At 47.3% G+C, this 26,858-nt stretch carries 33 protein-coding genes and 1 tRNA gene; 26 read left to right on the top strand and 8 right to left on the bottom strand.

Annotation, left to right across the window (positions count from 1 at the left end):
* Window positions 1-525: 525 nt before the first annotated feature.
* The 3 genes from gntK to gnd all read right to left on the bottom strand — a co-directional run bounded on the left by gntK (window position 526) and on the right by gnd (window position 3,824).
* Window positions 526-2,067 (bottom strand): gluconokinase, encoded by a 1,542-nt coding sequence (gntK, locus tag QNH46_RS24405; RefSeq protein WP_283926416.1) that lies wholly within the window; start codon window positions 2,065-2,067, stop codon window positions 526-528.
* A 73-nt stretch (window positions 2,068-2,140) separates the two neighbouring features.
* Window positions 2,141-2,824, bottom strand: coding sequence for a GntR family transcriptional regulator (locus QNH46_RS24400; RefSeq protein ID WP_283928546.1), 684 nt, complete (start codon window positions 2,822-2,824; stop codon window positions 2,141-2,143).
* 94 nt (window positions 2,825-2,918) lie between these two features.
* Window positions 2,919-3,824 (bottom strand): phosphogluconate dehydrogenase (NAD(+)-dependent, decarboxylating), encoded by a 906-nt coding sequence (gnd, locus tag QNH46_RS24395; protein ID WP_283926415.1) that lies wholly within the window; start codon window positions 3,822-3,824, stop codon window positions 2,919-2,921.
* A 339-nt stretch (window positions 3,825-4,163) separates the two neighbouring features.
* Here gnd and rpmH point away from each other — a divergent pair, with 339 nt between their 5' ends.
* The 12 genes from rpmH (at window position 4,164) to QNH46_RS24335 (ending at window position 16,728) form a co-directional block, all read left to right on the top strand.
* On the top strand, window positions 4,164-4,298 hold the full coding sequence (rpmH, locus tag QNH46_RS24390; RefSeq protein WP_040735642.1) for a 50S ribosomal protein L34: 135 nt from the start codon (window positions 4,164-4,166) through the stop codon (window positions 4,296-4,298).
* Between the two features lie 422 nt (window positions 4,299-4,720).
* Entirely contained in the window at window positions 4,721-5,071 is a 351-nt protein-coding gene (gene rnpA / locus QNH46_RS24385) for a ribonuclease P protein component (protein WP_283928545.1), read from the top strand.
* Between the two features lie 75 nt (window positions 5,072-5,146).
* Complete coding sequence (locus tag QNH46_RS24380) at window positions 5,147-6,025, top strand: YidC/Oxa1 family membrane protein insertase (RefSeq protein WP_283926414.1); 879 nt, start codon at window positions 5,147-5,149, stop codon at window positions 6,023-6,025.
* Window positions 6,022-6,735, top strand: a complete 714-nt coding sequence (jag, locus tag QNH46_RS24375; RefSeq protein ID WP_283926413.1) for an RNA-binding cell elongation regulator Jag/EloR — start codon at window positions 6,022-6,024, stop codon at window positions 6,733-6,735. The genes QNH46_RS24380 and jag overlap by 4 nt, the downstream gene beginning before the upstream one ends.
* A gap of 809 nt (window positions 6,736-7,544) precedes the next feature.
* The gene (gene mnmE / locus QNH46_RS24370; RefSeq protein WP_283926412.1) at window positions 7,545-8,924 is read left to right on the top strand and encodes a tRNA uridine-5-carboxymethylaminomethyl(34) synthesis GTPase MnmE; all 1,380 of its coding nucleotides are present in this window, start codon (window positions 7,545-7,547) and stop codon (window positions 8,922-8,924) included.
* A 125-nt stretch (window positions 8,925-9,049) separates the two neighbouring features.
* Entirely contained in the window at window positions 9,050-10,936 is a 1,887-nt protein-coding gene (gene mnmG / locus QNH46_RS24365; RefSeq protein WP_283926411.1) for a tRNA uridine-5-carboxymethylaminomethyl(34) synthesis enzyme MnmG, read from the top strand.
* A gap of 4 nt (window positions 10,937-10,940) precedes the next feature.
* Complete coding sequence (rsmG, locus tag QNH46_RS24360; RefSeq protein ID WP_283926410.1) at window positions 10,941-11,663, top strand: 16S rRNA (guanine(527)-N(7))-methyltransferase RsmG; 723 nt, start codon at window positions 10,941-10,943, stop codon at window positions 11,661-11,663.
* Between the two features lie 586 nt (window positions 11,664-12,249).
* Window positions 12,250-13,068: a nucleoid occlusion protein gene (gene noc / locus QNH46_RS24355; protein ID WP_283926409.1), complete on the top strand. Its 819-nt coding sequence runs from the start codon at window positions 12,250-12,252 to the stop codon at window positions 13,066-13,068.
* Between the two features lie 238 nt (window positions 13,069-13,306).
* Window positions 13,307-14,068 (top strand): ParA family protein, encoded by a 762-nt coding sequence (locus QNH46_RS24350; protein WP_155613253.1) that lies wholly within the window; start codon window positions 13,307-13,309, stop codon window positions 14,066-14,068.
* Window positions 14,061-14,900 (top strand): ParB/RepB/Spo0J family partition protein, encoded by an 840-nt coding sequence (locus tag QNH46_RS24345; RefSeq protein ID WP_213591789.1) that lies wholly within the window; start codon window positions 14,061-14,063, stop codon window positions 14,898-14,900. Before QNH46_RS24350 ends, QNH46_RS24345 begins: the two co-directional genes overlap by 8 nt.
* 221 nt (window positions 14,901-15,121) lie before the next feature.
* Complete coding sequence (locus QNH46_RS24340; RefSeq protein WP_283928544.1) at window positions 15,122-16,204, top strand: aminotransferase class V-fold PLP-dependent enzyme; 1,083 nt, start codon at window positions 15,122-15,124, stop codon at window positions 16,202-16,204.
* 23 nt (window positions 16,205-16,227) lie between these two features.
* Window positions 16,228-16,728 carry a DUF4446 family protein gene (locus QNH46_RS24335; protein ID WP_283926408.1) on the top strand — a complete coding sequence of 167 codons (501 nt, stop codon included), beginning with the start codon at window positions 16,228-16,230 and terminating at the stop codon, window positions 16,726-16,728.
* On the opposite strand, the gene yyaC is transcribed toward QNH46_RS24335, so the two are convergent.
* Window positions 16,700-17,308: a spore protease YyaC gene (gene yyaC / locus QNH46_RS24330; RefSeq protein WP_155613257.1), complete on the bottom strand. Its 609-nt coding sequence runs from the start codon at window positions 17,306-17,308 to the stop codon at window positions 16,700-16,702. The genes QNH46_RS24335 and yyaC overlap by 29 nt on opposite strands.
* Before the next feature lie 147 nt (window positions 17,309-17,455).
* On the opposite strand from yyaC, the gene QNH46_RS24325 reads away from it, so the two are divergent.
* The 8 genes from QNH46_RS24325 (at window position 17,456) to QNH46_RS24290 (ending at window position 22,314) form a co-directional block, all read left to right on the top strand.
* On the top strand, window positions 17,456-17,707 hold the full coding sequence (locus QNH46_RS24325) for a putative Se/S carrier protein (RefSeq protein WP_283926407.1): 252 nt from the start codon (window positions 17,456-17,458) through the stop codon (window positions 17,705-17,707).
* Between the two features lie 10 nt (window positions 17,708-17,717).
* Window positions 17,718-18,617 (top strand): mechanosensitive ion channel family protein, encoded by a 900-nt coding sequence (locus QNH46_RS24320; RefSeq protein WP_283926406.1) that lies wholly within the window; start codon window positions 17,718-17,720, stop codon window positions 18,615-18,617.
* A gap of 100 nt (window positions 18,618-18,717) precedes the next feature.
* Window positions 18,718-18,954 carry a DUF951 domain-containing protein gene (locus QNH46_RS24315; RefSeq protein ID WP_283926405.1) on the top strand — a complete coding sequence of 79 codons (237 nt, stop codon included), beginning with the start codon at window positions 18,718-18,720 and terminating at the stop codon, window positions 18,952-18,954.
* 112 nt (window positions 18,955-19,066) lie between these two features.
* Window positions 19,067-19,157: transfer RNA gene (locus tag QNH46_RS24310), tRNA-Ser, on the top strand.
* A gap of 141 nt (window positions 19,158-19,298) precedes the next feature.
* Window positions 19,299-19,718: a phage integrase SAM-like domain-containing protein gene (locus QNH46_RS24305; RefSeq protein ID WP_283926404.1), complete on the top strand. Its 420-nt coding sequence runs from the start codon at window positions 19,299-19,301 to the stop codon at window positions 19,716-19,718.
* A gap of 10 nt (window positions 19,719-19,728) precedes the next feature.
* Window positions 19,729-20,340 (top strand): tyrosine-type recombinase/integrase, encoded by a 612-nt coding sequence (locus tag QNH46_RS24300; RefSeq protein WP_283926403.1) that lies wholly within the window; start codon window positions 19,729-19,731, stop codon window positions 20,338-20,340.
* Complete coding sequence (locus QNH46_RS24295; protein WP_283926402.1) at window positions 20,340-21,128, top strand: helix-turn-helix domain-containing protein; 789 nt, start codon at window positions 20,340-20,342, stop codon at window positions 21,126-21,128. The genes QNH46_RS24300 and QNH46_RS24295 overlap by 1 nt, the downstream gene beginning before the upstream one ends.
* A gap of 577 nt (window positions 21,129-21,705) precedes the next feature.
* Entirely contained in the window at window positions 21,706-22,314 is a 609-nt protein-coding gene (locus QNH46_RS24290; RefSeq protein WP_283926401.1) for a hypothetical protein, read from the top strand.
* Between the two features lie 266 nt (window positions 22,315-22,580).
* Here the strand turns inward: QNH46_RS24290 and QNH46_RS24285 are convergent, their stop codons facing one another.
* The 3 genes from QNH46_RS24285 to QNH46_RS24275 form a co-directional block, all read right to left on the bottom strand.
* Window positions 22,581-23,051, bottom strand: a complete 471-nt coding sequence (locus QNH46_RS24285) for a DUF3102 domain-containing protein (protein WP_283928543.1) — start codon at window positions 23,049-23,051, stop codon at window positions 22,581-22,583.
* 165 nt (window positions 23,052-23,216) lie between these two features.
* The gene (locus tag QNH46_RS24280; RefSeq protein WP_283928542.1) at window positions 23,217-23,423 is read right to left on the bottom strand and encodes a helix-turn-helix domain-containing protein; all 207 of its coding nucleotides are present in this window, start codon (window positions 23,421-23,423) and stop codon (window positions 23,217-23,219) included.
* Window positions 23,381-23,569, bottom strand: coding sequence for a hypothetical protein (locus QNH46_RS24275; RefSeq protein WP_283926400.1), 189 nt, complete (start codon window positions 23,567-23,569; stop codon window positions 23,381-23,383). Before QNH46_RS24275 ends, QNH46_RS24280 begins: the two co-directional genes overlap by 43 nt.
* A gap of 110 nt (window positions 23,570-23,679) precedes the next feature.
* Here QNH46_RS24275 and QNH46_RS24270 point away from each other — a divergent pair, with 110 nt between their 5' ends.
* Genes QNH46_RS24270 through QNH46_RS24260 form a run of 3 tightly spaced genes read left to right on the top strand, consistent with a single transcriptional unit; the run spans window position 23,680 to window position 24,839 of the window.
* Complete coding sequence (locus tag QNH46_RS24270; RefSeq protein WP_283926399.1) at window positions 23,680-23,889, top strand: hypothetical protein; 210 nt, start codon at window positions 23,680-23,682, stop codon at window positions 23,887-23,889.
* Complete coding sequence (locus QNH46_RS24265; RefSeq protein WP_283926398.1) at window positions 23,873-24,460, top strand: hypothetical protein; 588 nt, start codon at window positions 23,873-23,875, stop codon at window positions 24,458-24,460. Before QNH46_RS24270 ends, QNH46_RS24265 begins: the two co-directional genes overlap by 17 nt.
* The gene (locus QNH46_RS24260; RefSeq protein WP_283926397.1) at window positions 24,453-24,839 is read left to right on the top strand and encodes a phBC6A51 family helix-turn-helix protein; all 387 of its coding nucleotides are present in this window, start codon (window positions 24,453-24,455) and stop codon (window positions 24,837-24,839) included. Before QNH46_RS24265 ends, QNH46_RS24260 begins: the two co-directional genes overlap by 8 nt.
* A 459-nt stretch (window positions 24,840-25,298) precedes the next feature.
* Here the strand turns inward: QNH46_RS24260 and QNH46_RS24255 are convergent, their stop codons facing one another.
* Window positions 25,299-25,496: a YjzC family protein gene (locus QNH46_RS24255; RefSeq protein WP_155613260.1), complete on the bottom strand. Its 198-nt coding sequence runs from the start codon at window positions 25,494-25,496 to the stop codon at window positions 25,299-25,301.
* Window positions 25,497-25,695: 199 nt separating this feature from the next.
* Here QNH46_RS24255 and rpsF point away from each other — a divergent pair, with 199 nt between their 5' ends.
* From rpsF to rpsR, 3 genes are all read left to right on the top strand, one after another.
* Window positions 25,696-25,980, top strand: a complete 285-nt coding sequence (rpsF, locus tag QNH46_RS24250) for a 30S ribosomal protein S6 (protein WP_155613261.1) — start codon at window positions 25,696-25,698, stop codon at window positions 25,978-25,980.
* Window positions 25,981-26,061: 81 nt separating this feature from the next.
* On the top strand, window positions 26,062-26,541 hold the full coding sequence (ssb, locus tag QNH46_RS24245; RefSeq protein WP_283926396.1) for a single-stranded DNA-binding protein: 480 nt from the start codon (window positions 26,062-26,064) through the stop codon (window positions 26,539-26,541).
* Window positions 26,542-26,561: 20 nt separating this feature from the next.
* Window positions 26,562-26,831 (top strand): 30S ribosomal protein S18, encoded by a 270-nt coding sequence (gene rpsR / locus QNH46_RS24240; RefSeq protein ID WP_018750422.1) that lies wholly within the window; start codon window positions 26,562-26,564, stop codon window positions 26,829-26,831.
* Window positions 26,832-26,858: the final 27 nt, after the last annotated feature.

Genomic DNA, 26,858 nt, shown 5'->3' with positions numbered 1-26,858 from the left:
AGACTGTCACTCCTTTTAAATCTCACATTTGTGGCTTGAGCCATGCAGAACGAGTCGAAAAAAAGCATAAATAAAGGGGACTGTTATCCCCATTGGTCAGAAGGCTATAATAATTATAAACGTGGATAATTTAAAATTGTTCACAATGTTATCCACAGTCTGTTGATAATTATGTTGTTAACATCTAGATATTCACATCAAAAGCAATCTAATCATAGCAAAATAAGCCTTGTATTTCAATGTTCAGCACCAAATTATCCACAAATTCAATAACTTGTGTATAATTTTAATCCACACCACTACATATTGTTTATAAATTGTTCAGTATTCGACATAATGAGTGAATTATCGCTAAAAATTATGCACAAGTTGTTAAATAAAAGGTTGGAATTTGTGGAATCAATTTCTGGGGAACTTGTGAGTTACTCTGAACGATCCTCTTAATACATATGAATGTCGAGAAAAAAATAGGGAATGAGCAGGGGGGACCCTGATTCATTCCCTATTTTGCGTGCTGGTTTGTTGTTAGTTATCTGACGGGCTTGAAGAGCAATTTCTTTGAAAACGGGCGATCGCCTCGTAATCCTCCTCCAGCTTACGCGAAATGCGGATATAGATCGGCAGCAGCTCCTTATACACGGCAGCATGGTCTTTATTAGGCGCATGTTCATGCGTATCGCCGATCATTTCTTTGACGACGTTGAAAGAATCGATTTTGCCCAGAGCATATAAACCGAGAATTGCCGCGCCCAGGCAGGAGCTTTCGATGCTTTCCGGGATGACAACCTTCTGGTCAAAAATATCGGCCATCATTTGACGCCATAGCGGAGAACGTGCGAACCCGCCAGTGGCCTGAATTTTCTGCGGCTGGCCGATTTGTTCTTCCATAGCGAGAAGAACTGTATATAAGTTGTAAATAACACCCTCTAGTACGGCCCGGATCATATGCTCCTTCTGATGATTGAGCGTTAGGCCAAAGAAAGAGCCGCGGGCGTTCGGATTCCACAGCGGAGCCCGTTCCCCGGACAGAAAGGGGTGAAAGAGCAGCCCGTTTGACCCTGGACTTACCCGTTCGGCAATTTTCGTCAATACATCGTATGGGCTGATCCCCAGCCGGTTGGCCGTTTCGATTTCCGAGGCGGCAAACTGGTCGCGTACCCAGCGGAAAATGACGCCGCCATTGTTGACCGGGCCGCCGATGACCCAATGTTTGTCTGTCAGCGCATAGCAGAAGATCCGTCCTTTGGGGTCGAACACAGGCCGATCGACGACGGTGCGGATGGCTCCGCTTGTGCCGATCGTAACTGCTACGACCCCAGGATCAATGGCATCGACACCGAGATTGGACAATACTCCGTCGCTTGCGCCGACAATGAATGGGGTAGAAGCGGAAAGACCCATCTCCCGTGCATAGGCTTCCGACAGTCCCTGGACCACATGCGTGGTCGGCACGAGCTCAGAGAGGCGGTCGGCCGTAATTCCGGCCAGGGCAAGTGCTTCGGTATCCCAGTCCAGCTTGTGCAAATTCAGCAGTCCTGTTGCCGAGGCGATGGAATAGTCCACAATATATTGATTGAACAGCTTCTTAAATACATATTCTTTAATAGAAATAAATTTATCGGCCGCTTGAAAAATTTCCGGCATATCATGACGAAGCCACATCAGCTTTGTCAGCGGCGACATCGGATGAATTGGCGTTCCGGTACGCATATAAATGTCGTGACCGCCTAGCTCGTTCTTCAGCTTATCGGACCAAGGCTGGCTGCGGTTGTCAGCCCAGGTCAAGCAGCGCATAAGCGGTTTACCGGCCTGATCTACCGGAATAACGCTGTGCATGGCCGAACTGAACGAGACGAACATGATCTGATTGGGGGAGATTTGGCTGTGCGCCATAATTTGCTTGACGGATTGAATGACAGCCGCAAAAATCTCCTCGGGATCCTGCTCTGCGACGGAAGCGGATGGGGTATAGAGGGGATACCCCTCGTTGCTGGAAGTGATAATCCGGCCATTTTGCTCGAATAAAACGGCTTTGGTGCTAGTTGTTCCGATATCTATACCGATCATATACAAGGGATGATCCATAATAATTACCTACCCTCTATTATTAATGACTTGAAAGCTGGAAAATAAGTTCTTTCTAATTAGTATTACCCTTAATGCTGGCCTGCAAAGTTCGCCGCGAATCTGCGAAATAGTCCTCGATGCCGGATTGAATGACGGACTTGTCCCGGGTCTGCAAACTGCTTAACAGTTTCCGGTGCTTGTTGATTACATATTTCGTCTGTTCTTCACCGCGCGAGAGCACTTCCTCGTTCGTGATCAGCATGACCGTAAGGACGATAGGGCGTATGCTCGCCCATAAGTGCATAATTCGGGCATGCTGCGAAGCCTGAATCATCGTCTCATGGAAGCTGATATCCTGGGAAGTGAATTCTACGTAGTCCAGGTGCTTTGCCGCAAGCTCCATTTTGTCAATCATTTGTTCCATACGGGACAGAAGATCCGCGGAATTCGTCAGGTCCGGCTGCTGCCAGGCAAAGCTCTCGATCAAGTAACGCACATCATACAGCTCGATAATATCTTTGAGCTGAAGGCCCGTGACGACGGCACCCATCCGCTGCAAGGCAATGAGGCCTTCAGCGGACAGCGTCCTTAGTGCTTCACGCACTGGGGAGCGGCTCGTTCCGAAATCGGAAGCGATGCGGTTCTCGGATAAAATCTCGCCACTTTTGATTTGACCCCGGATAATTTGCAGACGAAGTTGGCTGGCGATGGATTCGCCCAGTGAATTTCCTTTTAACCAAGCAGCAGGATATTTCATCATACATTTAACCCCTATCTTAAAGAGAAAATTTCCATTTTAAGCATTCTTAAGCTTAATCATAGCATGGTTTTCCTTAAGCGGGCCCGCATATTTATGGTTTGTCGGCGGTTACTACTGCATGTCCACCGAATTCATTGCGGAGTGCAGCCACTACTTTGCCATGGAACGCATCCTGATCAAGGGAACGGTAACGCATAAATAGGGACAGGGCGATGACCGGTGCGCTTGCCTGCAAGTCCAGGGCGGTTTCGACCGTCCATTTGCCTTCGCCGGAGGAGTGCATGATGCCGCGGATATTTTCAAGTTTGGGATCTTTGGCAAAAGCTTGCTCCGTGAGCTCCATCAGCCAGCTGCGAATGACCGAGCCGTTCGACCAGACTTTGGCGACTTGTTCGTAATTGAATTCGAAATTGCTTTTGTCCAGAATTTCGAAGCCTTCGGCGATGGCCTGCATCATTCCATATTCGATCCCGTTATGCACCATTTTGAGAAAATGCCCGCTGCCGGCTTTGCCGGCATATAGATAGCCGTTTGTGACGGCAATATCCTTAAATATTGGTTCAATATTCCGAAAAATTGCTTCATCGCCGCCAACCATGAAGCAAGCCCCGTGCTCGGCGCCATCCACTCCGCCGGATGTGCCGACGTCGAAGAAATGAATTCCGTGCTGCGAAAGCCTGGCAGCTAGCTTTACGGAATTTTTATAATGAGAGTTCCCTCCATCGATCACGATATCTCCTGGACTCAACAGGGGAGTTATAGCAGTAATAGTGGATTCCAGCGGATCGCCGGCGGGAACCATAACCCAAATGATGCGCGGAGTCTGAAGAGAAGCGACCATATCCTCTAAAGTAGACGCAGGAATGGCTCCATTGTCAGCCGCTTTTTTAACAGCCTGTTCATTTACGTCGTAGGCTACAACCTCATGCTGATGCCGCAGCAAATTAAGCACCAGATTATATCCCATTTTGCCAAGACCGATCATGCCAAGTTTCATTGTTGTGTTGCTCCCTTCCTCAATTGGTATACTTGTATACAACTTGAATCTGATTATACTTCTCCATCTGCGAAACTGTAAACATTATTTCAAAATAGTTTTCCACATGTGTATAACTATTATTCGAAAAATGGAGGATTTGAAGCTGTGGACAAGAAATTTTTGTTTCGGGCTTGGGGATTGTGCATAATTTTAAAATAGCTCAAAAAAGATGATCAAAAAGAAATGCCGGGCCCGGTTGACTTTACTCAGGGTTTTATGGTTAAATGAAAAAAGGCATTTTCTGTGGATAATGAAAATGGTGAATATAGAAGTTAGACCTGTAAGGGGGTGCGATAAATGAAACCGACTTTCAAACCGAATGTGAGCAAACGTAAAAAGGTTCACGGTTTCCGTAAGAGAATGAGCACGAAAAATGGCCGTAAAGTTCTGGCTGCTCGTCGTCAAAAAGGCAGAAAAGTACTCAGTGCGTAATGACAGCGTGAAGACCACTACGGTGGTCTTTTTTTAAAATTTAATGCGCTGGATTGCTGAAGAGTTTATGTGAAGTATATTGCTCGTTAAGGCTCCCTGCAGTGAACGTTCCGCTTGTTCGTTTCCGTCCTTCGGTTGTGGTACCGCATGATATTTGCCGGAAGTGATTTCGAAGCGCTCTTGTTGCTGCGGGGTATTTTTGTTGCTGTAATATCGCACAAAGACATATGGAAATTCCCTCGGAATCCATCGGCATTGCGATGAACATTATGATTTTCACGTGCAGAATCAGGAATATGGTTTATTCATGGAACGGGACACCTATTTGAAAATGAGGTTTACCGTTTTTGGCGTTGGTTTATAATACAAAGAAAGTGAAGCCCTGCATCCTCTTTCGCAGGGTTCAGAGCAAGGAGATTGTCGTGCATAAGAAGCTGCGATTAAGGAACCGGGCTGATTTCAGCCGAGTGTATCGGTTCGGAAAGTCATTTGCGAACCGCCAGCTTGTCGTCTATTGGTCGAACAAACCGGAGGTAGAGCGATTTCGGCTTGGCGTCTCAGCCAGCAAGAAAATCGGAAACGCGGTCGTCCGCAATCGGATGCGCCGGTTGATCAAAGAAATCGTTAGACTGCATGAATCAAAGATCAGGGATCATGTGGACATTATTTTCATCGTGAGAAAAGGCGCTGTCGGGATGGAGTATCAGGAACTGGAGAAAAGCGTGCTTCATGCTCTGCGTAAAGCCTCGCTGCTCAAGCCTTTCAGACCTTAGGGATGCTTGTTTATTTGTCCTTTTAAATATGTTATGATTTACGATGAATGGATAGGTTAAGAGAGGGGTTTTGAAGTGTCGCGTTTTAACAAGAACAGAAGCAAGTGGCTTCTCCTCATTTTAGCGATCGGCCTGGTTGTCGTGCTTGCCGGTTGCGGACAAGTTACGAATAATGCTACGACGACTGAAAATATGCGTAACAGCGGTTCCTGGTGGACGGCGAATGTCGTTTATTACTTCTCGCTTGCTTTGGATACGTTTGCGGATTGGTTTGGCGGGGAATACGGGCTAGCGATTCTCGTCCTAACTATTATTGTACGTACGCTGATTTTGCCGCTGACGCTCAAACAGGTCAAGAGCTCGAAAGCGATGCAAGCCATTCAGCCTGAATTGACGAAGATTAAAGAAAAGTATAAAGATAATCCGGAAATGCAGCAGCAGGAGACGATGAAGCTGTTCCAGGAGCATGGCGTCAATCCGATGGCCGGCTGTTTCCCTTTATTAATTCAAATGCCGGTATTTATCGCGCTGTATAATTCGATTTACAATAACTCGGCGATTTCGACACATTCATTCTTGTGGCTGCAGCTCGGGGAACCGGATAAATTATTTATTTTGCCTGTCATTGCTGCATTAACGACATACATTCAAACGAAAATGATGTCGAGCATGAACCCAGCAGGCATGCAAGGGCCGATGCAGTTCATGATGCTGGTCTACCCAGTGTTGATTTTCATCATGGCCTACAACTTCCCTGCAGCACTCCCTCTTTACTGGGTGTACAGTAACCTATATACGATTGCGCAAAACTATTTCATTTATCGCAAGAAAGACCCTGTCGTTGCTACAGCGGGTAATCAAGGCGGCGGTGGAACGAAGTCGAAAAAGGGCGGTTCCAATTTGAAAGCCGGTCATCCCGGCAAAGGAGCCAAGGAGGCCAAAAAGTCGAAATGAATAAAATTGTGACGTCAGGAAAAACCGTTGAAGCAGCTGTAAAACAAGGATTGGCCAAGCTCGGCACTACCGAGGATAAAGTCGCCGTGAATGTGTTGGAGCAGCCATCAAAAGGATTCCTGGGGCTGATCGGTGTCAAGGAAGCCAAGGTAGAATTGACCTTGCTGGAGGAGACCGTATCAGAACCGCTTCAAGGAAGCCGTTCGAGCCATACTGTTCCTGTAGCTGATCTAGAGGATGAGGTTAGCAACGAACGGGATCCTTATGAGGAGGCGGCGTCATTTGTTCGAGACGTCGGCGAGAATATGGGTCTTCAGGTAAATGTGGAAATTGAACATAACAAGGATAACACCGTATTGAACATTTCCGGCAGTGACTTGGGATTACTGATCGGGCGGAGAGGACAAACCCTTGATGCCCTGCAATATTTGGCGAATATTATCGCTAACCGTTATTCCGATAGCTTCGTTCGTATCGTACTTGATGCGGAGAATTTCCGGGAACGCCGGAGAAAGACGCTCGAGGATTTGGCCGTCAGGCTTGCTGGCCGGGTGGTTCGAACCCGAAAAGAGCTAGCGCTTGAACCGATGTCGCCGCAAGAGCGCAAAGTGATTCATTCCAAACTTCAGGACCATCCGGAGGTTAAGACTTACAGTAAAGGTGAGGAGCCTAACCGGCGTGTGGTGATCGCCCTGAAGCAGAGCAAATGAATGGGGACGCAATGACGTTGTTTCGGCAAATGTCATTGCGTCTTGTTTGTTGTTTAGGGATCTCAACCCTCCCAAACCCTCCCTTACCGTAAGGGAGGGCCCCCAGGGCTCGCAGCCCTCGGGACTCCCGCAAACTGGAGTAACGTGGGAGGTACAGAGGCGCTCCTGCCCGCTGTCCCCTTCGGGGATGCGCTCTACTTTTGGTGCGTGGAACGCTTTTCCCCCTTCGGGTACGTCTTACTTTTGGAGCTCCCGGGCAGCCTGAAAACACGTTGCAGACACTTCTGCTGTCGGTGCACCCGAGTTGGGTTGGCTGAAGGAGTCGCTTTCGCCCTATCGGGCACGCTTTACTTGCGGCGCTCCTGCGGGCGTAGGAGTGGGGTTGGTGTTGTATGTGGCTAGTGCGTGCAAGGAGGCGCTGTCCCTCCGGGATGCGCTTTAGGCTGGTGCAAGGCAATGTTGGCGGCTCTTGGGAGCAGAAATGGTAGTTAGGGTAGAGGCCATTTATTGTTGCGGGCTGCAAGGAGCGCCGCTGTCCCTCTGGGATGCGCTTGGGTTGGTGCGGGAATTATAGTGTTTGAATGTGGTAGGTGAAAAGAGTAGCAGAGCAGGCCGTTTGAATTCGGAGAAGCGGTAGCGGTCGCCTTTGTCGGCGGATTATGACCTCTTACGAATTTATCAGATCATCATAATCTGGCGACAACAGCGATCGAAGGATCAAACGGAATGCGGCGCGGCTAAAGTTTTCATCACGGGTTTTTTAGCTAAACAAGCGAATTTTATTCTATAAATCATGAGGTGAATGAACCATGTTGAGCGATACAATTGCTGCCATATCGACGGCAGTAGGTGAAAGTGGGATTGCGGTAATCCGGGTCAGCGGGCCGGAGTCGATTGCTGAAGTGGGAGCATTGTTTCGCTCCAGGAAGCCGCTGACTGAGGCAGAAAGCCATACCGTTCATTACGGCTTTATTATCAATCCTAAAACACAGGAGAAGCTGGAAGAGGTTCTGGTTTCGGTGTTCCGTGCGCCTCGCTCGTTCACGACGGAGGATGTCGTGGAGATCAGCACGCATGGCGGGATTATTTCCGTAAAACGGGTGATGGATCTGCTTCTGCTGCAGCCAAATATCCGGCTGGCTGAGCCGGGGGAGTTTACCAAACGTGCATTTTTGAACGGGCGGATCGATTTGTCGCAGGCAGAAGCGGTCATCGATTTGATCCGCTCGAAGTCGGATCGGGCGTTCTCGCTTGCTCTCAAGCAGGTGGAGGGCAATTTGTCCCGGAAAATTACGGCGCTGCGTCATACATTGGTGGAGACGCTGGCGCATATCGAGGTTAATATTGATTATCCCGAACATGACGTAGAGTCGATGACGACGCAGTTCATCAAGTCGAAATGCGCGGAAGTGACGGAGGGGATCGATGAGCTGCTGAAGACGGCCAACCAGGGTAAAATTTTGCGGGAAGGCATTACGACAGCGATTGTCGGACGGCCCAATGTCGGCAAATCGTCGCTGCTGAACGCATTGGCGAGAGAGAATAAAGCAATCGTCACCGATATTCCGGGGACTACTCGGGATGTGATTGAGGAGTACGTGACGATTAACAATATTCCACTGAAGCTGCTGGATACGGCGGGCATCCGCGAAACGATCGATGTTGTCGAGCAAATTGGGGTGGAGCGTTCTCGGGCTGCGGTGCATGAAGCGGATTTGATTCTGCTCGTACTAAACAATGCTGAGCTGCTGCATGAAGACGAGATCCATCTGATGGAGCAGCTTAGAGGGCGGCAGACGATCGTGTTAATCAACAAAATTGATTTGCCTTCGCAGTTGAACAGGGAAGTAGTCAACCGATATTTCCCGGAGGAAGCGATCGTAGAATTGTCAGTGAAGACGGAGGAAGGCCTCAATCACCTGGAGGATGCCATCTCGAAGCTGTTCTTCGGCGGACAGCTGGAGTCGGGGGATTTGACCTACGTCAGCAATGTGCGTCATATTGCGTTGTTGAACAAGGCGAAGCAATCGCTTGCGGACGCTTACGAGGCAGCTGATACGGGTATTCCGATCGATATTCTGCAAATTGATGTGCGGCTCGCTTGGGAGCAGTTGGGTGAGGTGATCGGCGATGCTGCGCCGGATGCGCTGATCGATCAAATTTTCTCCCAATTTTGTCTCGGAAAATAAGATCACTTACGTATGGACGGCGTTCATTCATGGTATGATGAAAAAGAACGTTTTAAGTAGTTGAAATTTTAATGAATATGACGTTTCTCTACTATATAATCATGGATTTTAAAGGGGGTTTTAGGATGGGATTTGAAGCAGCAGAATACGACGTCATCGTCGTCGGTGCTGGACATGCCGGCAGTGAATCTGCCTTGGCCGCAGCACGCATGGGCTGTAGAACATTGCTGGTGACGATTAACCTGGATATGGTGGCATTTATGCCGTGCAACCCTTCCATTGGAGGGCCCGCCAAAGGTCATGTCGTTAGAGAAGTTGATGCAATCGGCGGGGAGATGGGCCGCAATATCGATAAGACATTCATCCAAATGCGGATGCTGAATACGGGAAAAGGCCCCGCTGTTCATGCGCTTCGCGCGCAGGCGGACAAGGTGCTGTATCAGCATACGATGAAAGAGACGCTGGAGAAGCAGGACAACTTGACGCTGCGTCAAGGCATGGTTGAGGATTTGATTGTGGAGGATGGCAAGTGCGTAGGCGTCATTACCCAGTCGGGCGCGAGATACCGCAGCAAGGCAGTCGTCTTGACGACGGGAACTTATTTGCGCGGCAAAATCATCATGGGCGAGCTGGCCTACGAGAGCGGGCCGAACAATCAGCAGCCGGCCGTAATGTTGTCTCATAGCCTGAAGAAGCTTGGCTTCGAGCTAGTTCGCTTCAAGACGGGAACGCCGCCGCGGGTTCATCGCGATTCGATTGATTTTTCCCAAACGGAAATCCAACCGGGGGATGACAATCCTAAATTTTTCTCGTATGAAACGAAAAGCTCGGATAACGAGCAGCTGCCATGCTGGCTGACTTATACTTCGCCTGAGACGCATGAAATCATCAATGCTAATTTACATCGCGCACCGATGTTCTCGGGGATTATTGAAGGAACGGGAGCCCGGTATTGTCCATCCATCGAGGACAAAATCGTTCGATTTGCCGATAAGCCGCAGCATCAGGTGTTCCTTGAGCCGGAAGGCAAGAATACGGCGGAATACTATGTTCAAGGTTTGTCGACGAGCATGCCGGAAGAGGTACAGGAGCAAATCGTTCGCTCGGTTCCTGGGCTGCAGAATGCCAAAATTATGCGAAACGGCTATGCGATCGAATATGATGTTATCGTTCCGACGCAGCTATGGCCGACGATGGAGACGAAGCAGCTTCCCGGCTTGTTTACAGCAGGACAAATTAACGGGACGTCAGGTTATGAAGAGGCGGCAGCTCAAGGCGTCATGGCGGGCATCAACGCCGCTCGCAAGGTTCAGGGCAAGGAAGGCGTCGTACTGGATCGCTCCCAAGGATACATCGGGGTGCTGATCGATGATTTGGTGACTAAAGGCACCAATGAGCCGTACCGCCTGCTTACCTCGCGCGCAGAATACCGTCTCCTGCTTCGCCACGATAATGCGGATCTGAGATTAACGCAAATCGGCTATGATATCGGACTAATCTCACCGGAGCGGTATGCGGCATTCCTCGACAAGAAGGAAAAGGTAGAGCAAGAGGTAGAGCGTCTGCGTACGAGCAAGGTACGCCCTGCGGATATCAATCCTTTGTTGGAATCAATCGGTTCGGCGCCAATCCAGGATGGCAGCAATTTACTGGCGATTTTGCGCCGTCCAGAAGTGACCTATGATCTGATCCATCAATTTTCCCCGGCCGGGGTGGATTTGGATGAGGAGATGAGGGAGCAGGTCGAGATTCAAGTGAAGTATGCCGGATATATCGAGAAACAGCTGCTTCATGTTGAAAAATTGAAAAAAATGGAAAAGAAAAAACTGCCTGAAAATATTAAATACGAGGATATTCAAGGTTTGGCCATTGAAGCTCGCCAAAAGCTGGCCAAAATCCGGCCGCTTTCCATCGGGCAAGCCTCACGAATTTCCGGAGTTTCGCCAGCTGACATTTCCATTTTGCTCGTTTATTTGGAACATTATAATCGGGTTACCGCTGCAGGAGGGTAAGTGATTGGATCAAGTACAATCTGAATTTCAATCCATGCTCCGCGATCATGGGATCGAGGTGAATGTGGAGCAGTTGACCCAGTTTGAAACGTACTTTAAGGAATTGGTGTCTTGGAATGAAAAAATGAATCTGACGGGAATCACCGAACGTGAACAGGTATATGTGAAGCATTTTTATGATTCGATCTCCTTGGCATTTCATATGAATATGAGGGATATTCAATCTTTGGCGGACATCGGCTCTGGAGCAGGATTTCCAGGCATTCCTTTAAAGATATGCTTTCCCCAATTGAAGTTGACCATCGTAGACTCGCTGAATAAACGAATTCATTTTTTGCAAAATATCGTGGATCAGCTTTCGTTGGACGGTGTAGAGCTCATCCATGGCCGGGCTGAGGATATTGCACGCAAACCACAATATCGCGATCAATTCGATTTAGTTACAGCCCGTGCTGTTGCTAGGATGGCTGTACTAAATGAGTTCTGCCTTCCATTTGTTAAGGTGGGCGGCGTGTTTGCAGCGATGAAGGGAAGCGATCCTCGAGAAGAGGTAGAGGAAGCGGCCCGAAGCATGAAGGTGCTTAACGGCAAGCTGATTGGCAATCACCACTTTAAGTTGCCCATGGAAGACGCTGATCGCCATATTATTCTCGTCAAGAAAACTGCTGCTACGCCAAAGGCTTACCCTCGGAAGGCAGGCACACCTTTAAAATCACCGATTGTTTAGTTCATTGGTTTTTTATTGCGTATTTTGATCCTTCCAGCAAATTGTTCCACGTGAAACAATCTATGCTGGGGGATCTCTTATTCATGTCAAGAAAAGCGAAAAAAATGCTGAATAAGAGAATAGGATTATAGAGAAAAAAGTGGTAGAATAGATATATCGATCATCATTTGCCCGATGTAGTTGAATTCTACGATCAAGCACCATTCTATCTGTTTATTGTAGAATGAATTTTTCTGAGAATGTTGCTCGAGAATTCACCTTGAAATATAACCAGCTATGAGATAATTCACCTTGAAGGTATACATAGGTGATCGATTTTCTCGGTGGGACTATTTCAAGAAGAAAATTACCGCTACTTGCGGTTCTGTCTTCTTAGAGAGTACGTCGATAGACGTTTTTCTCCGTTTATTGTGCAGCTTTCCCGTTAATTTTGAAGATTATAGAATTAGCAGTTTATCAGTTATGCTAATCCTCTATGATCGAAAAGGAACACAACCGTAAGTAGCGGTCTGTCTTCTTAAGCAAGGAAATGCAGCCCATAAGGCTTCGCCTTATGACACTATCAAATTAGGTGGTAATTTACGGAATGAAAGAACAATTTTCTAAATTGTTTGGTTTTACCGAACGAAGCAGCGGAGATGAAGTGAAACAAATTCCGGTTGGTGAAATCGTAAGCAGTCCATACCAACCCCGGACTATTTTTGACGATGAGAAAATCGAAGAGCTGTGCCAAACGATCAAGACGCATGGGGTAATTCAACCTATCGTAGTTCGTTACCGAAATGATAAATATGAACTGATCGCAGGGGAGAGACGCTGGAGGGCAGTCATAAAGTTAGGCTATGAGACAATCCCGGCTATTTTGCGGGATTTCAACGACTCACAGGCTGCTTCGATTGCTTTGATCGAGAATTTACAGCGGGAAGGGCTCACATCAATCGAAGAAGCTCTGGCCTACCAGAATTTGATTGATCTGCATCAGCTCACCCAAGAGAGCTTGGCTCAGCGGCTGGGGAAAAGTCAATCCACGATTGCCAACAAAATTAGGCTGCTTCAATTGCCTGAACAAGTAAAAACTGCGCTAATGGAACGTAAAGTTACAGAGCGTCATGCACGGGCATTATTGTCTCTCGATACCGAGGAACTGCAATTGAAGGTACTGGATGAAATCATCAGTAAAGAGTTGAATGTGAAGCAGACCGAAGCCCGGGTAGCCTTTTACAAGGAGGTTGCCAAGAATAAGAAGTCGCCAAGACGAATTTCGTTCTCGAAGGATGTCCGGCTGGCTCTGAATACGATCCGCCAATCCATTGATATGGTAACCGGATCGGGAATGCAGATTAAGACTTCGGAGAAAGACCATGAAGATCACTATGAAATTGTGATTCAAATTCCTAAAAGATAATGTATGTTGCTCGCTGACCATGACCGCGAGGTTAAGAGGTCAGCTTCTTTTTCGGCAAAATGGCTTGAGTCTTCCAGGGTCATTTCCATCTAACCGAACTCGCAGCTAGCGGGAATGATCATTCATGCAGAGTGCATGCATAGGATGACTTTGTTGTCTTTTTGTAGCTTCAGCTTAGTTGTAACTGCCTAGAAATACACTACAAGAAGATTTTTAACGGATACTGAGGTGAAATAGATTGTCTAAAATCATTGCCATTGCTAACCAAAAGGGAGGGGTCGGTAAAACGACGACTTCCGTCAACCTCGGGGCAGGACTTGCTGCGATCGGTAAAAAAGTGCTGCTCATTGATATTGACCCACAAGGAAATACGACAAGCGGTGTCGGGATCAATAAAGCTGATGTTGCCAATTGTATTTATGACGTGCTGATTAATGAAGTAAATCCAAAGGAAGCCATCGTTTCGACGGAGGTTGAAGGATTGGATATCATTCCTGCTACTATTCAATTAGCAGGGGCGGAAATCGAGCTTGTGCCTACGATCTCGCGTGAGGTCCGGCTTAAGAAGTCGATTCAACAAGTGAAGCATATGTACGATTATGTTCTTATTGATTGCCCGCCATCGCTTGGTATTCTGACCATCAATTCGCTTACGGCGGCTGATTCTGTATTGATTCCGATTCAATGCGAATATTATGCCCTGGAGGGTTTGAGCCAACTTCTAAATACGGTTCGTCTCGTTCAGAAGCATTTAAATACGTCTCTGCAAATTGAGGGTGTGCTGCTTACGATGTTTGATGCCCGTACTAATTTGGGGATTCAGGTCATTGAAGAGGTCAAAAAATATTTTCAGCAAAAAGTTTACAAAACAGTTATTCCACGTAACGTTCGCTTAAGTGAAGCACCATCGCACGGTCAATCCATTATAACCTACGATCCCCGGTCTAAGGGAGCGGAAGTATATTTAGAGTTGGCAAAGGAAGTGGTCTCTTATGAGTAAACGATTGGGGAAAGGTCTGGATGCGCTGATACCATCACTCTCCATTCAAGAGGATGATAAGGTGGTAGATATTCCACTGAATCAGCTCCGTGCCAACCCGTATCAACCACGAAAAACATTTGACGAGGATGCAATTCGCGAGTTGGCGGAATCGATTCGCCAGCATGGTGTAATTCAGCCAATCATCGTTCGCAGCGTGTTAAAGGGATATGAAATTATTGCCGGTGAGCGGAGATTTCGGGCTTCTCAATATTGCGGCAATGAAACGATTCCGGCTGTTGTAAGATCTTTTTCCGATCAACAGGTTATGGAGATTGCTTTAATAGAGAACTTGCAGCGTGAAAACTTGAACGCCATGGAAATAGCGGTGGCTTATCAAGGGTTAATGGATCAGTTCCAGCTTACACAAGAAGAACTGTCGATGAAGGTTGGCAAATCTCGTTCCCACATTGCAAACTTTTTAAGGCTGTTGTCTTTGCCGGAGGAAGTGAAGGAATATGTTTCACGTGGAACATTATCCATGGGACATGCCCGGGCTTTGGTTGGATTGAAGGATTCGGCAATGATTAAGGACCTTGCCAAGCAATGTATCGATCATGAATGGAGCGTAAGGGAGCTAGAGGATGCTGTCCAGCAGCTGGATCGTAAGAAAAAGGATAAACAGAAGCCGGCATCGCAAAAACGTGATCCTTATATTGAAGAGGTTGAAGGAAGCTTAAGAGAAAAGTTCAAGACAACAGTAAAAATCAAAGCGAGTAAAGAAAAAGGTAAAATAGAAATCAACTATTATAGTCAACAGGATCTGCAAAGATTACTTGATTTACTCTCTTAATTCAGGGTTCATTGCGAATGACATATTCGTCTTGCCTGAGAGATGATTAATCTCTGCAGCGGAGGGATATGTCATTTGTTGATCTATAGGAAAATATGCGTAGATGATGAATGAACATATACAGCTTGATTTAGGAGGGGAGTTCACTGAAAAAGCAAGCCGTCATTTATTTGGATCATGCGGCAACGTCTTGGCCTAAGCCGCCAGCCGTAGGGGAGGCCATGATGTCGATTCTCAATGGCCAGGCCGCCAGTGCCGGGCGAGGAAATCATAATATGGCGCTTCAAGCAGGGCGGATTATGTTTAATGCTAGGCAAGCATTGGCAACGTTGTTTCATGTTTCTAATCCAAACGATATCGTATTCACCTCCAATACGACATCCGCTTTGAATTTGGCCATCAAAGGATGGCTGAAACCCGGAGATCATGTGATTGCAACAATGGTGGAGCACAATTCGGTTAGAAGGCCGTTGGAGTTTTTGAAAAGAACCATCGGGATTCAAGTGGACTATATAGCGATAAATGAATGGGGACAGCTTGATTTGAACGAGGTCAGGAACTCATTCCGTCCGGAGACGACGCTGGTTGTTTGTTCACATGGATCAAACCTGCTGGGCAGCATTTTGCCGCTGCAGGAGCTTGGGCATCTAGCTCACGAGCATGAGGCGATTTTTCTAGTTGATGCGGCACAATCTGCAGGGACGTATCCGATTGATGTTGCTGAGATGGGAATTGATTTGCTGGCTTTTCCTGGACATAAGGGTTTGCTCGGCCCACAAGGCACAGGAGGGTTATACATCGCTCCCCAGGTAGATTTGGAGCCTTTGCTGCATGGAGGGACAGGAAGCCAATCCGAGGAGCTTGAACAACCTGCTGTGCGCCCTGATCGCTTTGAAGCCGGGACGGCAAATACGGTCGGCATAGCGGGGTTGGCTGCAGGTGTACATGCTGTGCTTGAATATGGGGTAAAACAAATATATGAACGGCAATGGATGCTTATCCAGACGATGATGAAGGAGTTAGCGAAATTGCCAGGCATATCCTTGATTGGGCCAAAGCTTGGAGAGCCGCGAATGGGGCTTGTGTCCTTTAATTTGGAAGGCCGGGATGCTGCGGAGATTGCTTTTGTATTGGATAGAGAATATGGAATAGCTGTGCGCGCCGGTTATCATTGTACGCCCTTAGGACATATGACAGCGGGGACATCGGCCGGCGGGGCGGTTAGAGCCAGCGTAGGGTTTGATACGACGGAGGAAGAGGTTGAGTCATTCGTACTAGCCATGCGGCAAATTTCGGCTCAATGATTTGAACATAGGGGAGAGGAAGCATGCAAGAATGGAATGAGCTCATTCTGGAGCAGTTGGTTTGGGTTGTAATCGGGTTAGTTATCGTCGTGGTTTGGCTGCTCATATGGAATTTGCTTCAAGGCAGCAAGCTCCGGAAGATCCGTCGGAAATATGAATTAATGATGCAGGGAACAGGTGTTGAGGATTTGGAGGGCTTGCTCATCGATTTGAAGCTGCAGCAGGGCAAGCTGGAGGATGCACAGGAACACCAACAACAGATACTCAAACAGCTTCAAAGTCTGTTGCCAAAACAAAAAGCAAAAATCGGCATAAAGCGTTATAATGCTTTTGCCGAGCGTGGAAATGACCTGAGCTTCTCCATCGCATTTATCAATGATGAGAAGGACGGAGTGGTCCTTACTGGTATTTATAATCGGGAAGGCTCTTATGTATATGCCAAACCGCTGACCAAAGGGGAATCTTCGCATGCTCTCTCGACGGAAGAGCTCGAGGTTATTGCTCTTGCCGCGCAAGGGGAATAAACCCTTTGTTCCATTCTTTAATAGCGGAATAGAGGCTGCTGGCAATGATCTCAGATAAACGCATGACTAGGCTGAGCCTTGTATTCTGTAATACAAAATATTCCATGAAACCGCCGACGTTAACGATGCCTGTCAGATGGATATCGCCAACCGGCGGTAATTCTTTATTTACGCCCGCACCGGGACGAAGCGGCCCTTGAACGACTTGAATCGAACCTACGCTGGTCGTTTGGCCAAGGCAAGCGTCAATACCAATGATATAAGGGTCTATAAATGTGGTATTAATTTGGTGGAGGGTATCCTTCAAATTCATGGCATGGACCGGATCTTCCAATGTACCATACAAGTGAAAGTATGGGCATTTGTATTTAGCTAAGGCAGTTCCTACAAGAGGACCCAGGCAATCGCCGGTTGAGCGGTCGGTGCCAATACAAACGACAACGATTTCCTGACCAGGCTCGACCTGGGCTAGATGAAGCAGCAGTCGATGAATAATGGCGGAATGTATGCCCGGTTCGGTATGGGGTATTTTTAAATAGGGAATTTCTTGTCCTGAGAAAGAAGGGTTTAGCTGAGACATAGAAATCTTCCTTTCCGCTTGAAATTATCGTTATAGCTGCCGGGTTCGGTATATCTGCTATAAGGAATAATAGATAGTATATGGAAAAAAGAGCATTTCTATACTCCGACTAAAGTATCGCTTATATTAGGGGAGGGACTAAAAGCTGTGGATGCATGGTTAGTGATGGCATTTGATTCGACGCAGCAAGCATTGCGAGCTGAGATGCTGCTGGAATATGCAGAAATAGAAATCGACCTGTTTCCGACACCGAAGGAAATCACGGCAGGCTGCGCTCTATCGATTCGTTTTCCTGAGGAGTCCTTATCCGCCGTAAAGGGGATTGTGATTCAGGAGAACGTAGTCATTCGGGGGATCTACTCCCAATCGGAATCAGGTTATGATAACATCGAATTATAGGAGGGAGCAGATGACATTTCTAACAATGAAAACAGATAATGCTATTGATTCCCCCGAAGATGCAATTAAAGCCGCAATAACCTGGAAAGATAAGCTGTGGGCATGGGTGACGAACATCGATATGTGGGAAATGGTCATGTTCTCGGCCTTGCGGATTATTCTTATTTTCATCCTTACTCGAATATTTATAAAAGTCATATATCGGATTATCGACCGTTCTCTGGAGAAGAGAGAAAAAAGTCGTTTAAAGGTCAATCCTCGGAGGTTCATAACTGTAGGCGAGCTTCTTAAAAATGTTACCTGGATTACTAGCAACTTCATTATGGTGATGCTCGTGCTGGGTGAAGTCGGCTTCCAGCTTGCGCCGCTGCTTGCCGGGGCCGGGGTACTGGGGCTGGCCATCGGTTTTGGCGCTCAGAGCCTGGTGAAGGATGTGATCACAGGATTTTTCATTATATTAGAGGATCAGTTTGCCGTAGGCGATGTCATTCAAACCGGCAGTCTTAAAGGCACGGTCGAGATGATTGGACTCCGTTCCACGCGCCTTGTCAGCTGGACAGGGGAGGTGCACATCATTCCAAATGGCATGATCACTAATGTGACGAACTATTCGTTGAACAATGCGATGGTCGTTGTGGATTTTCCATTCAGCAATGCTAAGAAATTGGAAGAGAGTATTGGCTTGTTGAAAAGGGCGATGCTAAAAATGAAGGAAGATCATCCCTATGATCCGGAAGTGCCGCATGTGCTTGGCATTCAGTCGCTGTCAGCCAGCGAGTTCGTCATCCGAATAGCGATGGAATGTCTGCCTGCGGCCAGAGAAGAAGTCGAGCGGCGAATACAGACATATGTTAAGCAGGCACTGGAAGAAGCTGAAGCGGATAATCTGGCTTTGACTGAGGGCAAATAAATCACAGAGTTAAGCTGTTATGCAGCATAGGAACGATTTAGTCAATCCAAATTGACTGATGGGATAGAATAATTATGGAAGAAGTAGGAGAGGGATATACATGGAGCGTAAATCGTTTGGGCTGGGCGATATTGTGTTGATGAAGAAAAATCATCCTTGCGGCAGCAATGAAATGGAAATCATCCGAATGGGTATGGATATCCGAATTAAATGCGTGGGCTGCAAGCACAGCGTACTCGTTCCAAGAGCAAAATTTGAGAAAAATATGCGTAAGGTGATTCACTCGGCAGCATCAGCCGGGGAAGAGGCCACGGACTCGCAGAACCAGTCATCATAACCTGTGAAGTGACGGATAACTCACCATGCTTGAGGTTCAGCATTATACCGATCAAAGGAACATAAGTTCCCTTGATCGGTGGCGTGTTTTATGATATACTCAATTGTGCTGTGGAAAGGTACCCAAGAGGTCCAAGGGGGCTGACTCGAAATCAGCTAGGCGTGTCAAAGCGTGCGTGGGTTCGAATCCCACCCTTTCCGCCATCTCTCGTAAACCGCGTCATTATCACGTTTTCAGTACGTTATGTGTACGGAAACTGGACGCAGAGAGCGCTAGATGATCCGAACATACCTGAATGATTCCGAAGTCTTCTACGTTAATAACGCGTAGGAGGCTTTTTTGTTATGGATAAACGTACGGGCAAGAAAACGGTAGGTCAGCGGACTCCAATTGCGGAGGTAGGCCTGCCGTCTTATACGCTTGATGAGGCGGTTGATTTCGTAGTTAAGGTAAAGCGCGCCAATAACTTAAAAGAACGGACTATCGAAGGTTACGTTAAGAATATGCGCTATTTTATCGAATGGGCCGAGGATCGTCACGGGGAGGTAACGATTATGGACGTTACTGCGGACATGCTTCGCGACTATGTAATTTGGTGCGCGAACGATAAAGAATATTACGCTGGTCATCCTTTTAAGGCGGAATTTATGAAGGGAAAGCGCGGCCTGTCTCCGGCATCAGTAAACGTGCGTATTCGCGTTCTAAGGACGTTCTTTGCCGTGTTGTACGACGAGGAGGTAATAGAACCGCAATCCAGCCGCTAACCTGTCTCTAATGCGCCAGGACGTCGATACAGTTACGCCGTTAACCGATGAGGAGCTGTACCGCTTCTTAAAGGCACCGGATCGGCAACAGTGGGCACAGTGGAGAGACGCGATTATTATGACGTTAATTTTGGATACCGGTCTCCGCCTGAATGAAATCTGCGCATTAGAAAAACCGGAGATTGATTTCGTGCGGAAACTTATTGTACTTCCAGCCGCGAAGAATAAGAACCGCAAGTCTCGCGTATTGCCTCTCTCAACTGAGACGGCGCGCCTATTGAAGCAACTAATTACGGAGTCCGAGCAACACTTCGAAACTACATATGTATTTACGACCAACTATGGCGAGCAATTGAGCGAGAAGACGATTCAAAAGGCGTTTGATAAATACGCGGAAAAGGCGAAGCTCGGCCGTAATGTATCGCCACATGTCCTGCGACACAATTTTGCAACGATGGCCGCGGAGAATGGAATGAGTATCTTTCACCTTCAAAAAATTATGGGTCACGCGGATATAGCGACGACTCGCAAGTACGTCCAGATTAGCGAGGAAAGCATTACGGACGAGCACCGGAAGCATTCGCCTCTTGCGCGGATTATGAAACGGGAGGGCATGCGCTAATGTCGACGTCCAACAAAGGCGGTATTGTCCGCGTCTCGAAGCGCGACTCGTCATACGCTATCATTGACCCGTTCTTCTTATCGGACGAGCGGCTGTCCTGGAAAGCGAAGGGACTGCTCGGTTATTTGCTATCTAAGCCCTACAATTGGCGTTTATATGTATCGGACCTCGTTAAACGTTCAAAAGACGGCAAAGACGCGGTTTATTCGGCGTTGAAGGAATTAGAGGCCGCCGGCTATATTGAACGTCGTCAGATGCGCGATCCAGAGACGCAGCGCATTACCGGATATGAAACGGTCGTATTCGAGAGACCGGTCGACCCGATCGAGCCAGAAGGGCCGGAGCCAGGTACGGCTATTCCACATACGGAAAATCCGGATATGGAAAACCCATCTACGGCAAATCCGCCCCTAGTAATTAATGATTTAAATAATAATGACTTTAAGGATGGTTGTATGAATGACGCGCGGGAAGATGACGGGTCAGATTTCGTTATGGCTGCGCTCTACCGCCGTCTATCTGCGATCCCCTTAAACGACACGCACGCGGTCGGTGATTTCTACTTCGCGGACATATATGCGGCACTGCTGCGCCATTTTCCCGGTCGCCTCGATCCGGAAGTTATCGACCTGGCTGCGGAACAATACGCTATGATGACGGTTGACATAAGCACTAATTTGCCGCGGATCAACGTTGACAATCCGGTAGGCTTATTTGTTGACGCATATAAGACAGCATTAGCGCAATATAAGGCGCTCCGGTACAAGCAGAAGAGAGTTGCGAAATGAAAAAATAATTAAATCTCGTAAGTTATCAACAGGTGGTCCTTTAACGTTACATTAACATGGTATAGTCTGGTATAATATAACTGCAAGGTAAGAGGCTCGGTGGTGATACCCTGGACACTTATCAAGTTATAACTTTAATTATAGCAGCAATGATGTTAATGCTATCATTAATGAAGTTTGTTCTCGATTTGATTAAGGCATTAGAAAAGAAAAAGTAGCCGGTCTCTTGGCGGAGAAACCGACTACTATGCGTCTTGCACTCTACGTTTTTTAAATCTAATACCCTTACCTTGCAAACCTGCCGATAGCGATAAATTCGTTATCGGTTTTCCTATGTTCATTGTAAACTTAACCTTTACAGATGTAAAGCAATTTGATATATTTTTATGTTGGCACAAGCATAGACAGGAAATTACGGCGCTGAGTGAGGCGCAGATTCGCGGGAGAGATTCCGTTGAGTCTGCGCCTTTTTTTGCGTTAACGTGTTTAGATCCGGATAGTTACCCGCGCTTAGTATGTAGCATTGAGACAATAAATTTATTTGTCTAATCTGATATACTATAATGGAGGTGATATTATGAAAGCCATTGTTTCACATAGAGAATCTAAAGAACCCCTTTCGGAACAAGAACTGAGGATAATTGCATTGGTAATGAACTTAGAATACTGTTCTGTCTTTTTAAAACTCTTTCAACAGTCACCAAAAGGCACGCCCCTTTTGGTATATATGTATATTTCCAATGCACTCTCTAGTCTTTATGAATCTTTAAAGATATTTGACGTAATAAAAAAAGATATTATTTTGCTAATTCAGGATAAAAACATGCCGGATGAGGTTGTCGAAGCATGGAATTACTTAACCTCAAAAGAAACCAATCACTTTAAAAGTAAAACCCTTGCAAACATCCGAAATAAAATTACATACCACGTTGATCTTTTAAGTATCCGAAAATATTATGAAATAGCAGGTCGAGGGAACTTGCCTCCTCTTTGGGAGTACAACAATAATGATGAATTTCATTGGCACTCACCTATTGCTCATGAAATAATAAAAGTAAGTTTAGGTACATACCTTGTTGAAGAAAACGATCATATTGATCGGATATTAACTACTTATTCCAAGCTTTCTTTTTTGACACTATCTATATCAACCCTATGGGTCGGCGACCGCTTTCAAAAAGAATAAGTACGATGGGTATTATCACTAATATTGCCAGCCAAGCGGAACCCCCCCGTAAGCTGGCTTTTTATTTACGCAATTTTACCGCTTCAACTCGGCAACCCTTCCGTTTATACTCCTCCGCAACCAGAATGCCTAATTTCCCGTGAATTTTGCGTAAAACGCGCGGTAAAAATAGACTTGATATGTTATGATTGAGGAGAGGGGAGTCAGCCCCTCCGTGGAACCTATTTGCGTTTGGTTCCGATAAAAATTTAACGTTACCCAATCTTTCAGGCGCAGGCCCGCGGATGTCCTCCGTGGGTTTGCGTCTTTTTTGCGAACCTCAACGTATTCAATTTGCGGAGCCTGGTCGCGCATTGCGCTAAGAGTGCCGCGGACCAGTTCGTAGTCAGCTTCCGCTTTCTGTGCGCGTACTTCCGCTTGTTCCCGCGCTCACGTTCTTTCTTTAACGCCGCTTTTACTTCGCGTAGCTCTCGTACGGTCATTTCGTCTACCGTTTTTGTGACTCCGGACTTGAGCGTGTGTTCTCGCGTGCGTTCTTCGGGTGGGAGCGTTGCTATGAGATACAGAGCATCCAACCCCATTTGCGAGGACGTCCTCGTTTTTAGACCGGGAGTTTCCGCAACCTTCATATGCATTTGAGCGACCCTCGGGTGGATGTCGACTTCCTCCCGCAACCAACGTTCCCACTGTCCGTGCGCCAAGTCGTTCTCCTTAACGTGTTTGAGGCGTCGTCCAATCTCGAATATGGCTTCGCCGGCGACGCGCTTGTATGCGTTGATTTCGGCGGTGATTGTTGGTAGGTCGGAACACGAACAGTATTCGGGTTTGGGACGTCGCGAAAACGAAAAAAGGCCGCAAACCTCAACGGTCGGCGGTCGGTATGTGTTCGGTGCTCTGTCGCGTTAGATATCGTCAGAAATATACTCGATTAAATCCCCTACTTCACAAGACAGCGCCTTACAGATTTTATTTAACGTATCAAATTTCACACCGTCTGTATCCTCGTTATAAAGCTTAGTAATTCCGTTTCTATGTAGTCCTGTAATACGCGAAAGCTCCGCGATATTTACTCTTTTCTCTCCCGGGCTTCTTCGTCTTTGATTTCGGATTCAAGCGTCTTAATGTACTCATTCTCTGCAGCTAAAAACTGCTTGTAACTGTTTATATCTCCTTGAAGCTTCGCAATTCGGTTTGTCAGCTCCAGTGCTTCGTCGCTTAACGCATTCCCTTCCGACCTAACCGTTTGAGTTCCCATAGTTATCGTCTTCCCTTCAACGTTTAACGGAATCCCTGTCGCATATAACGCAACGAAACGTAAGGAGCTCGCTAATACAGCGGGCTCTTTTCTATTACGGAGGGATCGAAATGGAACAACGCAATTTAATCGAATGCACGATCGATGTCGCGCAGCGACTATCGGAACTAACCGCAGTAATCAGCGCGGTATTGGGCGCGGTACCTGACGTTGAGGCGCGTCTTGCCGTGTTACAGGCGCTTAATGACGAGATTACAACCGCACTATTTACGATTGAGGATGAGATCGAAGGGGGAGACGCGGATGACTCACATGACTAACGATGAGCTGCGCGTCGATATCGCGGCATTAACGGAGTGCTTGCGTCAAATACGGATCGAGAAGGGACTGCCGCCGGACCCGCCAGAACGTAAACAACGCGTCGAAATGCCGCTATCGCTTGCGTTGGTCGAGCGTCTGCAGCCGTTTCGGGCAATTGCGGTCAAATATGCGTCGATTATAGCGGCCGGCCAGGTTACGCGGATTGATACGGACAGGCTTGCGGAGTATGCGGAGCTCGCGCGGCTCCTTAGTCACTCGGTCGGATTCTTCTCCGGGATACATGCGTTAGGCGCTAGGGCTGCGCTGGACATAATGAATCACATTAACGAATTGATAGACGCGGGGAAAAGTGATGAGATCAACATTAGCGATGAAATGCGAAAGCTTCATATATATATCGGCTTCATGACGAAGGATGACGGCTTAGGTCACGACCTGTTCGATCAAGGCGGTAAACACGATATGGATGCGCGGAAAGAGGCCGAACGCTTAATATCCGATCCGGCCGCGTTACAGGCTGCGATTGATGCCGCGAATAAGATTATAGAGGAGGACGTTATTTATGAGTAGACAACGCAAAGTATTAGAAGCGCAACTAACACCGCAACAGCAGAGAGCCGCGCAGTTGTTCGTACTGAACGAATGGGGCGAACTGTTAGGCGCGGAAGGAAAGAAGAAGACAATGCAGGAGCTCGCGGATGAGATTGGGATCGCGCGGTCAACACTGTTCGAATGGAAATCGCAGGAACATTTCGCTGCTTACGTTAATTATTTATCTGAGCGAAATCTTGACGCGATGAGATCGGAAGCTTACATTCAGTTAATGCGGTTGATTCGCGGAGGAGCAAACGGAATTCCTTCCGTTAAGGCGCTCGATTTATTCTTCCGTAGATACGGATTGCTCACCGATCGAACCGTCGTTGAAGATATGCGACTCGAAATCAGCTAGGCGTGTCAAAGCGTGCGTGGGTTCGAATCCCACCCTTTCCGCCATCATAGTCATCAATTGAAAACAAGAATAAATCCAAGAATCCCCTGATATGTGTAAGGGGATTTTTTTGATGTTAAATTTAGGCCTGTAGACCTGTCTTTACAACAAAGGAGAACCCATACGGGTTCTCCATTTGCAGACGGGATGCGGATTGGAATTCTTCTCTCACGACTAAGAAACATCTGATCTTCGCCTAGGCTTTAACGAAGTGATAAAGAGGGGTCTTTCTCAATTCGCGATCGTTTGCTTCTAACGGGTAGTGAATAAGACTCCAGGCAGCTGTGTTGCTCGTGGATGATCCAACGGAACCACACCTCTCTTTGCATCGCCGTCTGAGTGTATTATGTGCAGAGACTTGTGTTTTATACACCGGATTTGTAATTAATATTTTCGTGACTAAGGGTTGGTACGATTGGATTAGTGAACGCGGGCTTTTTCGGCTTTTTTCCACTTGCGGTTCTTGTTTGTCGTCTCGGGGAATGTGTCGCCGCGTTCCAATTTGACTCGCTTGGGGTTGTTGATTTGCGTATGGAAGCTGCGCGCCTCGCCTACTTCCGTGTAGATGCCGGGATTTGGTGCTTTGTCCCCAGGCTCGAATTCGGTTTGTTCACCCATGGGTAAGGCCTCCTTTCGGTTTAAAATGGGGAAGCTGCGATAAAAGGCATGAAGCACGTTTATTGTATGGAGTTCCTTTAGGTTTCATACTTGCAGGGAGTACGCGGATTTGATATAATATTTTGGTGCGAGTTGAAGCTCGCTCCTTGCTCCCATGGGTAAGAAGGTGGGGGCCATAGTCCAAGAGGAGGTGACATATATGCGCAAATATGAAGTGATGTACATCATTCGTCCTGAACTTGAACAAGAAGCTGTTCAAGCCGTAGTTGACAAATTCCAAGGCATCATCCAAAACGGCGGTGAAATTACAAAGCACGACCTAATGGGCAAACGCCGGCTTGCGTATGAGATCAACAAAATCCGTGACGGTATTTACGTCCTGGTGAACTTCACAGCGACTCCTGATGTCGTTGCTGAGCTCGAGCGGATTCTGAAGATTTCCGACGAGGTTATCCGTTATCTCATTACGAAAGACGTAGCCTAATTTTAGGGTGTTCAAGAGGTCCCTGGGACTTGCTTGAACTCTGAGTACTTTGTAAGCATTAGCCCGGAGGAGGGGATTGGATTGTTGAACCGTGTCATTCTGATCGGACGTCTAACTAGAGATCCCGAGCTGCGTTATACGCCGTCTGGCGTAGCGGTTACTCAGTTCACGATAGCCGTGGACAGACCGTTTACATCGCAAGGAGGAGAACGCGAAGCGGATTTTATTCCGGTCGTAACTTGGAGACAACTGGCTGAGACGTGCGCGAATTACTTGCGTAAGGGCCGCCTCACAGCTGTTGAAGGACGCATTCAGGTACGGAATTACGAGAATAACGAAGGCAAACGTGTATACGTAACCGAAGTCATTGCTGATAATGTCCGTTTCTTGGAGTCTAATCGTGAAGGTGGCAGTGGTGGCGGACAGCGCGAGGAGAATCCATTCGGTGGAAGCAGCGCGGGCGGCAATAGCAACCGCAGCAGCAACTTCTCACGCAGCCAAGATCCATTCTCTGACGATGGGAAACCGATCGATATATCGGATGACGATTTGCCATTTTAATATAGGAAGGACTGAATAGCATGAGCTTCAAGCAAAGAGAAGGCGGAGACGACAAAAGACCGGCACGCCGCGGCGGCCGCAACAAACGTCGTAAAGTATGTTTCTTCACTGTGAACAAAATTACTCACATTGACTATAAAGATACTGAACTGCTTAAGAAATTCATCAGCGAGCGGGGCAAAATTCTGCCACGTCGCGTGACAGGAACAAGCGCGAAGTATCAACGTCTCTTGACGATTGCGATCAAACGCTCCCGTCAAATCGCATTGCTTCCGTACACTACGGAGTAATCGCCAATCATTAAAAAGCCAGTTGCC

The organism is Paenibacillus woosongensis (assembly GCF_030122845.1).
Classification (GTDB): domain Bacteria; phylum Bacillota; class Bacilli; order Paenibacillales; family Paenibacillaceae; genus Fontibacillus; species Fontibacillus woosongensis_A.
This window is presented reverse-complemented; position numbering and strand designations above follow the sequence as displayed.

Excerpts from the sequence above, each read along its gene's own strand:
- QNH46_RS24270 (WP_283926399.1), top strand. The coding sequence starts at position 23,680 with ATGGAACAACGCAATTTAATCGAATGCACGATCGATGTCGCGCAGCGA.
- QNH46_RS24260 (WP_283926397.1), top strand. The coding sequence starts at position 24,453 with ATGAGTAGACAACGCAAAGTATTAGAAGCGCAACTAACACCGCAACAG.
- QNH46_RS24265 (WP_283926398.1), top strand. The coding sequence starts at position 23,873 with ATGACTCACATGACTAACGATGAGCTGCGCGTCGATATCGCGGCATTA.
- QNH46_RS24335 (WP_283926408.1), top strand. The coding sequence starts at position 16,228 with ATGCAAGAATGGAATGAGCTCATTCTGGAGCAGTTGGTTTGGGTTGTA.
- mnmE (WP_283926412.1), top strand. The coding sequence starts at position 7,545 with ATGTTGAGCGATACAATTGCTGCCATATCGACGGCAGTAGGTGAAAGT.
- QNH46_RS24345 (WP_213591789.1), top strand. The coding sequence starts at position 14,061 with ATGAGTAAACGATTGGGGAAAGGTCTGGATGCGCTGATACCATCACTC.
- QNH46_RS24340 (WP_283928544.1), top strand. The coding sequence starts at position 15,122 with ATGATGTCGATTCTCAATGGCCAGGCCGCCAGTGCCGGGCGAGGAAAT.
- gntK (WP_283926416.1), bottom strand. The coding sequence starts at position 2,067 with ATGATCGGTATAGATATCGGAACAACTAGCACCAAAGCCGTTTTATTC.
- noc (WP_283926409.1), top strand. The coding sequence starts at position 12,250 with ATGAAAGAACAATTTTCTAAATTGTTTGGTTTTACCGAACGAAGCAGC.
- QNH46_RS24255 (WP_155613260.1), bottom strand. The coding sequence starts at position 25,496 with ATGGGTGAACAAACCGAATTCGAGCCTGGGGACAAAGCACCAAATCCC.
- QNH46_RS24295 (WP_283926402.1), top strand. The coding sequence starts at position 20,340 with ATGTCGACGTCCAACAAAGGCGGTATTGTCCGCGTCTCGAAGCGCGAC.
- QNH46_RS24275 (WP_283926400.1), bottom strand. The coding sequence starts at position 23,569 with ATGGGAACTCAAACGGTTAGGTCGGAAGGGAATGCGTTAAGCGACGAA.
- mnmG (WP_283926411.1), top strand. The coding sequence starts at position 9,050 with ATGGGATTTGAAGCAGCAGAATACGACGTCATCGTCGTCGGTGCTGGA.
- QNH46_RS24320 (WP_283926406.1), top strand. The coding sequence starts at position 17,718 with ATGACATTTCTAACAATGAAAACAGATAATGCTATTGATTCCCCCGAA.
- QNH46_RS24305 (WP_283926404.1), top strand. The coding sequence starts at position 19,299 with ATGGATAAACGTACGGGCAAGAAAACGGTAGGTCAGCGGACTCCAATT.
- QNH46_RS24400 (WP_283928546.1), bottom strand. The coding sequence starts at position 2,824 with ATGAAATATCCTGCTGCTTGGTTAAAAGGAAATTCACTGGGCGAATCC.
- jag (WP_283926413.1), top strand. The coding sequence starts at position 6,022 with ATGAATAAAATTGTGACGTCAGGAAAAACCGTTGAAGCAGCTGTAAAA.
- rpsR (WP_018750422.1), top strand. The coding sequence starts at position 26,562 with ATGAGCTTCAAGCAAAGAGAAGGCGGAGACGACAAAAGACCGGCACGC.
- gnd (WP_283926415.1), bottom strand. The coding sequence starts at position 3,824 with ATGAAACTTGGCATGATCGGTCTTGGCAAAATGGGATATAATCTGGTG.
- QNH46_RS24300 (WP_283926403.1), top strand. The coding sequence starts at position 19,729 with ATGCGCCAGGACGTCGATACAGTTACGCCGTTAACCGATGAGGAGCTG.
- rpsF (WP_155613261.1), top strand. The coding sequence starts at position 25,696 with ATGCGCAAATATGAAGTGATGTACATCATTCGTCCTGAACTTGAACAA.
- QNH46_RS24290 (WP_283926401.1), top strand. The coding sequence starts at position 21,706 with ATGAAAGCCATTGTTTCACATAGAGAATCTAAAGAACCCCTTTCGGAA.
- yyaC (WP_155613257.1), bottom strand. The coding sequence starts at position 17,308 with ATGTCTCAGCTAAACCCTTCTTTCTCAGGACAAGAAATTCCCTATTTA.
- rpmH (WP_040735642.1), top strand. The coding sequence starts at position 4,164 with ATGAAACCGACTTTCAAACCGAATGTGAGCAAACGTAAAAAGGTTCAC.
- QNH46_RS24315 (WP_283926405.1), top strand. The coding sequence starts at position 18,718 with ATGGAGCGTAAATCGTTTGGGCTGGGCGATATTGTGTTGATGAAGAAA.